Raw genomic sequence first — 13,190 nt, 5'->3', positions numbered from 1 at the left:
TCATATGTGCGACAGTCGGAGCAAAGCGTAGCCTGTACCTTAGATTATGACACCGCCCTTCAGAGGCGTACAAAAGGGCCCGCGTACCGCGAACGGTGCAAGGCCCAGGAGACCATCATGGTACAGGAATCCCACGCCGAGACGACGTTCCCCGCCCTGCTGATGCACCACGCGCAAGTGCGTGGCGCGCGCCCCGCGATCCGGGAAAAAGACCTCGGCATCTGGCAGACGCTGACCTGGGCGCAGGTGGCCAACGAGGTGCGGCGCGTGGCTTCTGGCCTCGCCGACCTGGGGGTCAAGACCGGCGAGCACGTCGCGGTCGTCGGCGAAAACCGTCCCCGGCTGTATATGGCGATGATGGCGGCCCAGTGCCTGGGCGCGATTCCCGTCCCGCTCTATCAGGACGCCGTGGCCGAGGAGATGGCTTTCGTGCTGCAGGACGCCGAAGTCGGCGTGGTCGTGGCCGAGGACCAGGAGCAGGTCGACAAGATGCTGGAGGTCTCGGACCGCTGCCCGGCGTTGCGCCATGTCGTCTATGACGATCCGCGCGGCCTGCGGCATTACGACGATCCGCGCCTGCTGGCCTGGGGCGCGCTGCTTGATCGTGGCGACGAGCGCGCCCGGCGCCTGCCCGACGAGATCGGCGTCAGCATTGCCGCGATCGGCCCGCAAGACACGGCCGCCATGTTCTATACCTCCGGGACCACCGGCAAACCCAAAGGCGTGGTGCTCAGCCACCATGCGCTCATCGACCGGGCGCGGGCCATCGAGCATTTCGAGGGCCTGACCGATCGCGAGGATGTGCTGGCCTACCTGCCGCCCGCCTGGATCGGCCAGAACATGTTTTCCTACACGCAGTTCCTGACCACGGGCTTCACCGTGAACCATCCGGAATCGCCCGAGACCGTGTCGATCGACATGCGCGACATCGGCCCGACCTATTATTTCGCGCCGCCGCGCGTCCTCGAGGGCCTGCTGACCCATGTCACGATCCGCATGGAGGACGCCGGCCGTTTCAAGCGCTGGCTGTTCCGGCGGGCCATGGACCTGGCCCGGCGGGTGGGGGACCGGATTCTGGATGGCGGCGCGGGGGTCGGCCCCATCGATCGTCTGAAATACGCTCTGGGCGACCTGCTGATCTACGGCCCCTTGCGCAATACGCTCGGCATGAGCCGGGTGCGGGTGGCCTATACTGCGGGCGAGGCCATCGGTCCCGACCTGTTCGTCTTCTATCGCTCCATCGGCATCAATCTGAAACAGCTCTACGGTTCCACAGAGACCTCGGTCTTCGTCTGCGTCCAGGCCAATGGTCAGGTGCGGGACGATACGGTTGGTCCCCCCTGCGAGGGCGTGGACATCCGCGTGGCCGATAACGGCGAAATCCAGTTGCGCAGTCCGGGCCTGTTCTCCGGCTATTACCGCAACGACAAGGCGACGGCCGAATCCTATACCGAGGATGGCTGGTATCACACGGGTGATGCGGGTTATCTGGATACCGATGGTCAGCTGAAAATCATCGATCGCGCCAAGGACGTCGGCCATCTCGCCGATGGCAGCCTGTTCGCGCCGAAATACATCGAGAACAAGCTCAAGTTCTTCCCCTTTGTCAAGGAAGCCGTGGCTTTCGGGGCTGACCGCACCGAGGTCTGCGCCTTCGTCAACATCGACCTCGAGGCCGTCGGCAACTGGGCCGAGCGCCGCGGCCTGCCCTATGCCGGGTACACCGATCTGGCTGGCAAGGAAGAGGTCTACGACTTGATCCGCGAATGCGTCGAGCAGGTCAATGTCGATCTGTCCCAGGATCCAAAGCTCGCGGCCTCGCAGGTCAGCCGTTTCCTGATTCTGCACAAGGAACTGGACCCCGATGACGATGAGCTGACCCGCACCCGCAAGGTCCGCCGCGCCTTCATCGCCCAAAAATACGCCGTGCTGGTCGATGCCCTGTTCGAGGGCCGTGCGAACCAGTACATCGAGACCGAGGTGAAGTTCGAGGACGGCCGCACGGGCCACATCTCCGCCGACCTGCGCATCGAACCCGCGGCCGTCACCCGGCCCGAACCCCTGAAAAAGGTAGCCTGAATGACCCAAGTGGCGACAGATCAGACCACGGAGACGACGGCCGACGGCGCGGCGGATCGCGCCGGTCGCATCGGCGACGTCATCCTGGACATGCAGAACATTTCCCTGTCCTTTGGCGGCGTCAAGGCGCTGACGGACATCTCTTTCGATGTGCGCGAACACGAGATCCGCGCCATCATCGGCCCCAATGGCGCCGGCAAGAGCTCGATGCTGAACGTCATCAATGGCGTCTACACACCCCAGGAGGGCCGCATCCTGTTGCAGGGCCAGCAGTTCACCCGGATGAATCCGCGTCGCGCCGCCGAGATGGGGATCGCCCGCACGTTCCAGAACCTGGCCCTGTTCAAGGGAATGAGTGTGCTGGACAACATCATGACCGGGCGCAACCTGCGCATGAAAAGCGGCGTGCTGGCCCAGGCGCTGCGGCTGGGCTCGGCCGAGCGTGAAGAACTCGCCCACCGCGAGGTCGTCGAGAACATCATCGATTTTCTGGAGATCCAGGCCTGGCGCAAGACCCCGGTCGGCCGCTTGCCCTATGGCCTGCAAAAGCGCGTCGACCTGGGCCGGGCGCTGGCCATGGAACCGCGCATCCTGCTGCTCGACGAGCCCATGGCGGGCATGAACATCGAGGAAAAGCAGGACATGAGCCGCTACATCCTGGATGTGAACGATGAATACGGCACCACGATCGTGCTGATCGAGCATGACATGGGCGTCGTCATGGACATCTCCGACCGGGTCGTGGTGCTGGACTACGGTCTCAAGATCGGCGACGGCGCGCCCGACGAGGTGCGTAACGATCCCGAGGTCGTCCGGGCCTACCTGGGCGCCAGCCACTGAGGAGCCGCAATGGGATTTTTTCTGGAAACAATGATCGGCGGCTTGATGAGCGGCATGCTCTACGCTCTGGTTGCCCTGGGCTTCGTGCTGATCTTCAAGGCCTCCGGGGTGTTCAATTTCGCCCAGGGCGCCATGGTACTGATCGCGGCGCTGGCCATGGCCCGCCTGTCAGGCTGGATCAACGACTGGCTGGGCGGCGATTCGCTCGTGCTGGCCAATCTGCTGGCCTTTGTCCTCAGCGCGCTGTTCATGTGGCTGGTGGCCGCGCTGGTCGAGCGGCTGGTGTTGCGCCATCTGGTCAACCAGGAGGCCACCACGCTGCTGATGGCCACCATCGGCATCAGCTATTTTCTGGACGGCATCGGCCAGATCCTGTTCGGCAGCTCGGTCTACTCGATCGACGTCGGCATGCCCAAGGACCCGGTCATCATTCTCGATGCGATGTTCGACGGCGGCGTGCTGATCAGCCTCGAGGACCTCACAGCGGCGGCCATTGCGGCGGTGCTGGTGGCGGTGCTCGCGTTCTTCTTCCAGTACACCAAGGTGGGCCGGGCATTGCGCGCTGTGGCCGACGATCATCAGGCCGCGCAGTCGGTGGGGATCCCGCTGAACCGCATCTGGGTGGTGGTCTGGACGGTGGCCGGTCTGGTGGCGCTGGTCACGGGCATTGTCTGGGGCTCCAAATTCGGCGTGCAGTTCACCCTGTCCACGGCCGCCTTGCGCGCGCTGCCCGTGGTGATTCTGGGGGGGCTGACCTCGGTGCCCGGCGCCATTGTCGGCGGCCTCATCATCGGGGTGGGCGAAAAATTGTCCGAGGTCTATCTGGGCCCTTATGTGGGCGGCGGCATCGAGATCTGGTTCGCCTATGTACTGTCCCTGGTATTCCTGCTGTTCCGGCCTCAGGGTCTGTTCGGCGAAAAAATCATCGACCGCGTCTGACAGGAAGCCTTATCCATGTTCTATCGTGAAAACGGCCAGTTCAAGAGCACCTACCGATCGGATCAGCAGATCTTCCCGATCCGCCAGGACCGCTGGTTCGTCACCGGCCTGCTGCTGATCGCCTTCATCGTCGTCCCGCTGAGCGCGTCGGACTATTTCCTCCAGGCGATCTTCATCCCCTTCCTGATTCTGTCGCTGGCGGCCATCGGCTTGAATATCCTGGTGGGCTATTGCGGCCAGATCTCCATCGGCTCGGGGGCCTTCATGGCGGTGGGCGCCTACGCCGCCTGGAATTTCGGCGTACGCCTGGACCCGCCGCTGGTGGTTCAGATCCTGCTGGGCGGGGTGTTCGCCACCCTGGCGGGCGTGGTGTTCGGCGTGCCCAGCTTGCGCATCCGTGGCCTGTATCTGGCGGTGACGACGCTGGCGGCGCAGTTCTTCATGGACTGGGCGTTCCTGCGCATCCCTTATTTCACCAATTATTCGTCCTCGGGCAATGTGTCCGTTCCGGCGCTCGAGGTCTTCGGCCTGCCGGTGACGACGCCCTCGCAAAAATATCTGTTCGTGCTGTGCTTCGTGGCGATCATCGCGTTGCTGGCCAAGAATCTGGTGCGCGGCGCCATCGGCCGGCAGTGGATGGCGATCCGCGACATGGACGTGGCCGCCTCCGTCATCGGCATCCGCCCCGTGTACGCCAAGCTCACCGCTTTTGCCGTCAGCTCCTTCATCATCGGGGTGGCGGGTGCGCTCTGGGCCTATGTCCACCTCGGTTCCTGGGAGCCGCTGGCCTTCGACCTGAACCGCTCACTGCAACTGCTGTTCATCATCATCATCGGCGGCCTGGGTTCCATCATCGGCAGTTTCTTCGGCGCGGCCTTCATGGTGCTGGTGCCGGTGCTGCTGACCAACGTGCCGCACTGGCTGGGTCTGAGCGTGCCCGTGGACGTGGCCTCGCATATCGAACACATGGTTTTCGGCTTCCTGATCGTTTTCTTCCTGATCGCGGAGCCGCACGGTCTGGCCAGACTGTGGAGCATTGCCAAGGAAAAACTGAGGATCTGGCCGTTCCCCCATTGAGGCATCGAGATGGGGTTCTGGAGCGGCGTTCGGTCGGACCCGTTCCGTGTTGACATGATAGGTGCCACACGCACCAGGAGGAGCTACAGATGAAGCATGCATTGACGAAGACTGCCGCCGCCGCGCTGCTGGCTGCCGTCGGACTGGTGGGTGTCGCCGGTACCGCCCAGGCTGCCGAGGAGCAGTTCATTCCCCTGCTGGTCTACCGGACCGGCTCGTTCGCCCCGCTGGGCATTCCCTGGGCCAACGGCAAGATCGACTACCTCAAGCTCGTCAACGCGCGCGACGGGGGGGTCAATGGCGTCAAGATCACCTACGAGGAATGCGAGACCGCCTACTCCACCGACAAGGGCGTGGAGTGCTATGAGCGCCTGAAGAACAAGAATGGCGGGGCGTCCGGCTTCGACACCCAGTCCACGGGCATTACTTTTGCCGTGACCGACAAGGCGATCGTCGACGGCCAGCCCGTGGTCACGGTCGGTTATGGCCTGTCGCAATCGGCCGATGGCCGGGTGTTCAAGTGGAATTTCCCGCTGCTGGGCACGTACTGGACCGCGGCTGATGTCATGATCCAGGACATCGCCAAGAAGCTGGGCGGCGAGGACAAGCTCAAGGGCAAGAAGATCGCCCTGATCTATCACGATTCGCCTTTCGGCAAGGAGCCCATCCCGCTGCTCGAGGAACGCTCCAAGGCCAACGGCTTTGACCTGCAGCTCTATCCGGTCGCCGCGCCCGGCGTCGAACAGAAATCGACCTGGTTGCAGATCCGCAAGAATCGGCCGGACTACGTCATCCTCTGGAGCGCCGGGATCATGACCCCGACTGCCATCCGCGAGGCGCAGGGCGTGGGCTATCCCCGCGACAAGATGTACGGTATCTGGTGGGCCAGCTCCGAGACCGATGTCAAGGATCTGGGCGATGTCGCCAAGGGCTACCACGGCATCACCATCCAGAACAGCGCTGAACACGGCCGCGTCCACGAGGACATGAAGAAATATGTCTATGACAAGGGTGAGGGCGCTGACACGGATGGCAGCACGTTCGGTTCGCTGGCCTACACGCGCGGCATGATGATTTCCATGCTGCAGGTCGAGGCCATCCGCACGGCCCAGGAAAAATTCGGCAAGGGCAAGCACATGACGCCCGAGCAGGTGCGCTGGGGCTACGAAAACCTGAATCTGGACGAGGCCCGTCTGGAAAAACTGGGCTTCGCCAAGCTGATGCGTCCGGTGAAGACCTCGTGCGAGAACCATATGGGCGACGACTGGGCGCGCATCATCCAGTGGGACGGCAAGAAATTCAACGTCGTGTCCGACTGGTACCAGTCCAACCCCAAATATGTGCAGCCGCTGGTGAAATCTCTGGGTGACAAGTACGCCGCCGAGAAGAAACTGCCGACGCGCGACTGCGCTGCTGAGTAAGCTGTACCGGGGCCGGGCGCTGCCCGGCCCCTGGGAGAGGAAACCATGGATAGCACACAGGCGTCCGAACCCGCGGTGTTGTTGAACGTCAACGGCATCGAGGTCATCTACAACCACGTCATTCTGGTGCTCAAGGGCGTGTCCCTGGTCGTGCCGGAAGGCAAGATCGTGGCGTTGCTGGGCGCCAATGGCGCCGGCAAGACCACCACCCTGCGGGCGATTTCCAATCTGCTGCGCGGAGAACGCGGCGAGGTCACCAAGGGCGGGATCGATTATCGCGGTGAACGCATCGAATCCCTGTCGCCGGCCGACCTGGTGCAGCGCGGGGTCGTGCAGGTCATGGAAGGCCGGCACTGCTTTGCGCACCTGAGCATCGAGGAAAATCTGCTCACGGGCGCCTATACGCGGCGCCTTGGGCGCGCCCACCAGGACGCCGCGCTGGAGCGGGTCTACAACTATTTTCCGCGCCTGAAACAACGCCGCAAGAGTCAGGCGGGCTATACATCGGGGGGGGAGCAACAGATGGCCGCCATCGGCCGGGCGCTGATGGCCGACCCGCGCATGATCCTGCTCGACGAGCCTTCGATGGGGCTGGCGCCGCAGATCGTCGAAGAAATCTTCGAGATCGTGCGCGATCTGAACCAGCGCGAGGGCGTCAGCTTTCTGCTGGCGGAACAGAACACCAACGTGGCCCTGCGCTATGCGGACTATGGCTACATCCTGGAAAACGGCCGCGTGATGATGGACGGCGCCGCCCGGGCGCTGGCCGAAAACGAGGACGTCAAGGAATTCTATCTGGGCGTTTCCGGCGCGGGGCGCACCAGCTTCCGCGACACCAAGTTCTATCGCCGGCGCAAGCGCTGGCTGGCCTGATACGGGGGGATGGTATGCAGGCATACTACGATGCGCGCGAGACCGCGTCCGCCGACGAGCGGGAGTCACGGTTATTCGAACGGCTGCCCGCTGCGCTGGAAAAGGCCCGGGGGCGGGCGACGGCGATCGCCCGGCAATTAGGGGATATCGACCCGAGAACGCTGGACTCGCGTCAGGCCCTGACCCGCGTGCCGGTGCTGCGCAAGAGCGAATTGCTGCAAGTCCAGCAAGCGGCCCGCGTCGTCCAGACAGGAGATATCGCCGATGTGGAGCGGCTGCGCGTGTTCGGCGGATTTTCCACTGTGGGGTGGGGGGACGCGCGACGGGTGTATGCCTCGCCGGGGCCCATCTATGAACCCGAAGGGGTGCGGCCGGACTACTGGGGCTTTGCCCGCGCCCTGCATGCGGCGGGCGTGCGCCCCGGCATGCTCGTACACAATTGTTTTTCCTATCATTTCACCCCCGCCGGCTCCATGATGGAGACCGCCGCCCACGCATTGGGCTGCACGGTCTTTCCCGGCGGCGTCGGGCAGACCGAACAGCAGGTGCGGGCCATGGCGGATCTCGCGCCGCACGCCTACACGGGTACGCCCAGTTTTCTGCGCATCATCCTGGAAAAGGCCGACGAGATGGGGGTGGCGCTGCCCTCGCTGCATCTGGCGCTGTTTTCGGGTGAGGCCTATCCGCCGTCGTTGCAGGCCTGGTTCCGGGCACGCGGCATTCAGGGTTTTCAGGCGTATGGCAGCGCCGACCTGGGTATGATCGCGTTCGAAACATCCGCGCGCGAAGGCCTGGTCGTCAACGAGGATCTGATCCTCGAAATCGTCCGGCCAGGGACGGGTCAGCCGGTGCCCGAGGGAGAGGTCGGCGAACTGGTGGTGACGACGCTGAACGCGGATTATCCGCTGCTGCGGTTCGGCACCGGGGATCTGTCGGCGCTGATGCCGGGGAGTTCGCCCTGCGGGAGAACCAATGTGCGCATCCGGGGCTGGATGGGTCGCGCCGACCAGACGACCAAGGTGCGCGGCATGTTCGTGCATCCCGAGCAGATCGCCCGCGTGCTGGCGCGGCATGCGCAGATCGGTCGCGCCCGCCTGGTGGTCTCGGGAGAGACCGGTCATGACATCATGACGCTTCGGGTCGAAGCCAATGAGGCGCTCGATACCGAGGCTGTGGCCGCCACGGTGCGCGAGCAGACCAAGCTGCGGGCCTCGATCGAGGTCGTGGCCGCCGGCAGCCTGCCCAACGACGGCAAAGTCATCGAGGACGTGCGGCGCTACGACTGATGGTCTGGCTGCGGACATATGCCGTTCGGGCATAAGGAACGGATGGATTTTCCGGCGCCCTCAGTTACTATGTATGCATTCATAAAGCAGACTGAGGGAGACTCTTCCATGCGTGGATTCAAATTGATGGCCGGCCTGGCTGTGCTGCTGGGTGCCGGGGTGCCTCTGGCTCAGGCCGATACCTTGTCCGTGGTCAAGGAACGCGGCGCCGTCCAGTGCGGCGTCACGACCGGATTCGCGGGGTTCTCGGCGCCCGACACCAAGGGCGAATGGAAAGGCCTCGATGTGGATATGTGCCGCGCCGTGGCCGCTGCCGTGCTGGGAGACGCCTCCAAGGTCAAGATCGTGCCGCTGAACGCGCAGCAGCGTTTCACCGCCCTGCAATCGGGCGAAATCGATCTGCTGGCGCGCAACACGACCGTGACGCAGTCTCGCGATACCGCGCTGGGGGCCATTCACGCCGCCATCAATTTCTACGATGGCCAGGGATTCATGATCCCCAAGTCCCTGGGGATCACGTCGGCCCGCGACCTGAACGGCGCCACGGTCTGCATGCAGACGGGCACGTCCAACGAGCAGAACATGGCTGACTGGGCGCGCGCGAATCAGGTCAAATACACCCCGGTCGTGATCGAGCAGTTCAACGAGGTCGTCAACGCCTTCTCGGCCGGCCGCTGTGATGTGTTCACCACGGATGCCTCCGGCCTGGCCTCGATCCGTATTTCCAAGCTGTCCAAACCGGACGACTACGTGATCCTGCCGGAGATCATCTCCAAGGAACCCCTCGGCCCCTTCGTGCGGCAGGGGGATGATGCCTGGCTGAACGTCGTCAAATGGAGCTTCAACGCCATGGCGGGCGCCGAAGAACTGGGCATCACCTCGGCCAACATCGACGACAAGCTCACCAGCAGCGATCCCAATGTGCAGCGGCTGCTTGGCGTGAGCGGCAGCGCGGGCAAGAACCTGGGCCTGGACGAGAAATGGGCCTACAACATCATCAAGCAGGTCGGCAACTATGGCGAGTCGTTCGAGCGCAATGTGGGCATGAGCAGTCCCTTGCAGATCCAGCGTGGCCTGAATGCCCTCTGGAAGGACGGCGGCCTGCTGTATCCGCTGCCGATCCGGTAAGTCGTGCGCCTTGGTCCGTAAAAAGCCTGCCTCCTTCGTGAGGCAGGCTTTTTACATCGTCCTTTTGCGATAGACCAGGCTGATCCGCGCGAAGGCCGCCTGCAGTTCCGGCGTGCCGGCCTGGAAGATCACGGGCCGGCCCTTCTGCACGAAGCACACCAGCTTCTTCGAGGCGAACAGCGGGATGAACTTGGTGGACTGGATCTCGGTCCAGGGCACCTCGCGGCGCGTGATCCAGGACTGGCGGATGCCCCAGTCGGAGACCTCCGTGACCGAGGTCCACATGTGGACACTCATCCAGAGCAGGGCGCCGAAGCACACCACGATGCTGGCGATGACCGGCATGGGCAGCGCCCGTTCTGGCGAGAGCTGCAGCACGATGACCAGGCGTACGGCGATCACGGCCATGATGAGCCAGGCGATGGCGGCGATCCAGCGTGGCCAGGCGCGGCCGCGCAGCGGCAGCGGACCGATCTGGGCCAGGAGGGCGTCGTGTTCTTCGGGGGAGGGACGGCCGAAAATGGAGGTCGGGAGGTTCATGCGGACAGTTCGGATCGGGCTGCGCGGCGGCGTGGTTGGGAAACCCCGACCGGGCCGGGGCATGGTGGGGCGGGATGCGTCAGGCTTTCTTCAGCGCCAGGGCACGACCCGCGCGGCTGGATGTCGGCCGACCGATCTGTTCGGAAATCCACTGGCCGATATCCACGACGGCATCCAGGTCGACGCCGGTGTGCAGGCCCTGCCCATGGAGCAGATAGAGCACGTCCTCGGTGGCGACGTTGCCGGTGGCGCCCTTGGCGTAGGGGCAGCCGCCCAGCCCGGCGACCGAGCTGTGGAAGATCCGCACGCCGCATTCCAGCGCCGCCAGGATGTTGGCCAGGGCCTGCCCGTAAGTGTCGTGAAAATGTCCCGAGACCCGGGAGCCCAGGTCGGTGACCTGGCCGACGGCGCGCAGCACGCGGCCGACCTGTGCCGCAGTGCCCGCACCGATGGTGTCGGCGACGTCGATTTCGTCGCAGCCCAGGCGCAGCATGCGTTCGGCCACATCGACCACGGCGGCCACCGGGGTTTCGCCCTGGTAGGGGCAGCCCAGCGCGCAACTGATGCTGCCGCGCAGGCGCAACCCGGCTTCTTTTGCGGCGGCGGCGACGGGCTCGAAGCGGGCGATGGATTCAGCGATGGAGCAGTTGATGTTGCGCTGGGAGAAGGCCTCGCTGGCGGCGCCGAAGATTACGACCTCGTCGGCGCGCGCGGCCAGTGCGCCCTCGAAGCCGCGCAGGTTGGGCACCAGGACGGAATAGATCGTCCCTGGGCTGCGCCCGATCCCAGCCATGACCTCGGCGCCGTCGGCCATCTGCGGCACCCATTTTGGGGAGACGAAGGACGCGGCTTCGACGTTGGCGAAGCCTGCCGCCGCCAGCCGGTTGACGAGTTCGACCTTGATGGCGGTGTCGACGAACTGCTTTTCGTTCTGCAGGCCGTCGCGCGGCCCGACTTCGACGATCTTGATGTATTCGGTCATGAAGGTGCGTCCGGTTGAGTCTGTGATGCGAAACCGGCATTCATCATAGCGCAGCCGGGTTCAGGTCGAGCGCCGGTAGCGGCCATCGGCGGTGCGATGGATCCGGTCGGAGATTTCCAGCCGGGTCAGCTGGGCCATCAGGCGGTCGATGGACCAGCCCAGTTCCGCTTGCAGGGTGTCGAGATCGACCGGATCGTGACCGATCAGGCGCAACAGCGCGCCGCTGTCCGGGTCGGTTGTGGTGTCGGTGTCGGTGTCGGTGTCGGTGTCGGTCAGGCTGATCGCTGAATTCAGATCGAGGGGAGCGGCAGCGTCTGCGGTGTCCGAGGGATCTGCTGTGTCTGCGGTATTCGAGGTGTCTGCGGTGTCCTGCCCGGAGCCGGCCGGGGCGTATGAGGCCGTGTCGCGCGACGAGGCCGGGACTGCGGGCGTATGCGCGGGCATGCCGGGCAGCGCGGTCTGCCGGAGTTCCTCGATGATGTCCTGGCCGGATTCGACCAGCTTGGCGCCCTGGCGGATCAGGGCGTGGCAGCCGCGCGAAAGCGGAGAATGGATGGAGCCGGGGATGGCGAAGACCTCGCGCCCCAACTCGCCGGCCAGCCGGGCGGTGATCAATGAGCCGCTGCGCGCGGCGGCCTCGACCACCAGCACGCCCTGGCTCAGGGCGGCGACGATGCGATTGCGTTGCGGGAAATGGAAGGGCAGGCCAGGGGCCCCCAAGGGAAGTTCGGACAGCAGCAGACCCTGATCGGCGATCCGGTGGGCCAGGGCATGGTGGCTGGACGGATAGACCCGGTCGATGCCGGTGCCCAGGACGGCCAGGGTGCCGCCGCCCGCGTCCCCGGCATCGAGAGCGCCTGCGTGGGCCGCACCGTCGATCCCGTCGGCAAGGCCGCTGACCACGCACCAGCCTTGCAAGGCCAGATGGCGCGCGAAGGCATGGGCGTTGCGCGTTCCGTCCACGGTGGCGTGACGCGCGCCCACGATGGCCAGCATGGGCCGGTTCAGGATGTCCAGCCGGCCGTGGGCGTACAGGATCGGTGGCGGATCGGTCAGTGCGTACAGGGTGCGCGGGTATTGGGGATCGGCCAGAGTGAGCAGACGATGGTGATCCGCCTGCAGCCAGTCCAGCGTCTGGTCGATGGCGGCTTGCCGTTCGGGCTCGGGCGGCTGGCGCAGACGGGCCGCCAGCGCGGAATCCAGATAGCGGGCGAGGTTGCCGGTGGTGGCCGCCATGATGTCCTGCGGCATGCCGAAGACCGACAGCAGCAGGCGGATCCGGGCGGCGCCCAGCCCGGGTTCGAGGCTCAGGCGGATCCAGGCGCGCAGTTCGGTTTCCGGGGCGTTCAGGGGCATGTCGTCAGTGTGCCATGAATACAGCCGGAATTCGTGGCGGGCGGGATGTTCCTGTCCTGAGTCAGACTCCTGATTTATCATAGAGCTTTGCATGAGCGTTACCGTTTTTGACATGGCACTGCTTCCTATTCTGAAATATCCGGATCCTCGGCTGCACACGGTTGCTGCGCCGGTCCAGCAGGTGGATGAGCGCATCCGCCAATTGGTGCGCGACATGGCCGAAACCATGTACGCCGCGCCCGGCGTCGGTCTGGCCGCGACGCAGGTGGACGTCCACGAGCGGGTGGTGGTGATCGATGTGTCCGAGGACGGCAATGATCTGCATGTGTTGATCAATCCCGAGATCACCTGGAAAAGCGAAGAACTTCAGGTCTACGAAGAGGGCTGCCTGTCGGTGCCCGGGATCTATGACGAGGTCGAGCGTTCCGCGCGGATCCACGTGCGCGCGCTGGACGAGCACGGCGAATCGTACGAATTCGACGCTGAGGGCCTGCTGGCCGTGTGCGTGCAGCATGAACTCGATCATTTGCTGGGCAAGGTCTTCGTCGAATACCTGTCGGTGCTCAAGCAGAACCGCATCCGCACGCGGCTGCGCAAGCAGCAGCGCGAGGCCCAGCGCGAAGCCGCCGGGGCTTAGCGCGCCGCCAGACCGATTCGCGCGCTCGCTTT

At 64.7% G+C, this 13,190-nt stretch carries 12 protein-coding genes; 9 read left to right on the top strand and 3 right to left on the bottom strand.

Annotation, left to right across the window (positions count from 1 at the left end):
- Positions 1-117: 117 nt before the first annotated feature.
- The 8 genes from ACK5JE_RS03135 (at position 118) to ACK5JE_RS03100 (ending at position 9,643) form a co-directional block, all read left to right on the top strand.
- Positions 118-2,079 (top strand): AMP-dependent synthetase/ligase, encoded by a 1,962-nt coding sequence (locus ACK5JE_RS03135; RefSeq protein WP_416800256.1) that lies wholly within the window; start codon positions 118-120, stop codon positions 2,077-2,079.
- Positions 2,080-2,919 (top strand): ABC transporter ATP-binding protein, encoded by an 840-nt coding sequence (locus tag ACK5JE_RS03130; RefSeq protein WP_416800255.1) that lies wholly within the window; start codon positions 2,080-2,082, stop codon positions 2,917-2,919.
- A 9-nt stretch (positions 2,920-2,928) separates the two neighbouring features.
- Positions 2,929-3,858: a branched-chain amino acid ABC transporter permease gene (locus ACK5JE_RS03125; protein ID WP_416800254.1), complete on the top strand. Its 930-nt coding sequence runs from the start codon at positions 2,929-2,931 to the stop codon at positions 3,856-3,858.
- A gap of 15 nt (positions 3,859-3,873) precedes the next feature.
- Positions 3,874-4,935, top strand: a complete 1,062-nt coding sequence (locus ACK5JE_RS03120; protein WP_416800253.1) for a branched-chain amino acid ABC transporter permease — start codon at positions 3,874-3,876, stop codon at positions 4,933-4,935.
- An 89-nt stretch (positions 4,936-5,024) separates the two neighbouring features.
- Positions 5,025-6,356 (top strand): ABC transporter substrate-binding protein, encoded by a 1,332-nt coding sequence (locus ACK5JE_RS03115; protein ID WP_416800252.1) that lies wholly within the window; start codon positions 5,025-5,027, stop codon positions 6,354-6,356.
- A gap of 45 nt (positions 6,357-6,401) precedes the next feature.
- Entirely contained in the window at positions 6,402-7,229 is an 828-nt protein-coding gene (locus ACK5JE_RS03110; protein WP_416800251.1) for an ABC transporter ATP-binding protein, read from the top strand.
- A 14-nt stretch (positions 7,230-7,243) separates the two neighbouring features.
- On the top strand, positions 7,244-8,515 hold the full coding sequence (locus tag ACK5JE_RS03105) for a phenylacetate--CoA ligase family protein (RefSeq protein WP_416800250.1): 1,272 nt from the start codon (positions 7,244-7,246) through the stop codon (positions 8,513-8,515).
- A 108-nt stretch (positions 8,516-8,623) separates the two neighbouring features.
- A complete protein-coding gene (locus ACK5JE_RS03100; RefSeq protein ID WP_416800249.1) occupies positions 8,624-9,643 on the top strand; it encodes an amino acid ABC transporter substrate-binding protein in 1,020 nt (339 codons plus the stop codon).
- A 51-nt stretch (positions 9,644-9,694) separates the two neighbouring features.
- On the opposite strand, the gene ACK5JE_RS03095 is transcribed toward ACK5JE_RS03100, so the two are convergent.
- The 3 genes from ACK5JE_RS03095 to dprA all read right to left on the bottom strand — a co-directional run bounded on the left by ACK5JE_RS03095 (position 9,695) and on the right by dprA (position 12,521).
- The gene (locus tag ACK5JE_RS03095; protein ID WP_416800248.1) at positions 9,695-10,183 is read right to left on the bottom strand and encodes a hypothetical protein; all 489 of its coding nucleotides are present in this window, start codon (positions 10,181-10,183) and stop codon (positions 9,695-9,697) included.
- 79 nt (positions 10,184-10,262) lie between these two features.
- The gene (locus ACK5JE_RS03090) at positions 10,263-11,165 is read right to left on the bottom strand and encodes a hydroxymethylglutaryl-CoA lyase (protein ID WP_416800247.1); all 903 of its coding nucleotides are present in this window, start codon (positions 11,163-11,165) and stop codon (positions 10,263-10,265) included.
- A 60-nt stretch (positions 11,166-11,225) separates the two neighbouring features.
- Complete coding sequence (gene dprA, locus ACK5JE_RS03085; RefSeq protein WP_416800246.1) at positions 11,226-12,521, bottom strand: DNA-processing protein DprA; 1,296 nt, start codon at positions 12,519-12,521, stop codon at positions 11,226-11,228.
- A 112-nt stretch (positions 12,522-12,633) separates the two neighbouring features.
- Between dprA and def the strand changes: the two genes are divergently transcribed.
- Positions 12,634-13,158, top strand: a complete 525-nt coding sequence (gene def, locus ACK5JE_RS03080; protein ID WP_416800245.1) for a peptide deformylase — start codon at positions 12,634-12,636, stop codon at positions 13,156-13,158.
- The last annotated feature ends 32 nt before the right edge of the window (positions 13,159-13,190 follow it).

This window comes from Castellaniella sp. (assembly GCF_047971665.1).
Classification (GTDB): Bacteria; Pseudomonadota; Gammaproteobacteria; order Burkholderiales; family Burkholderiaceae_B; genus Castellaniella.
Note: the sequence above shows the minus strand (reverse complement) of the source record. Positions and strands in the feature narration are given on the sequence as shown.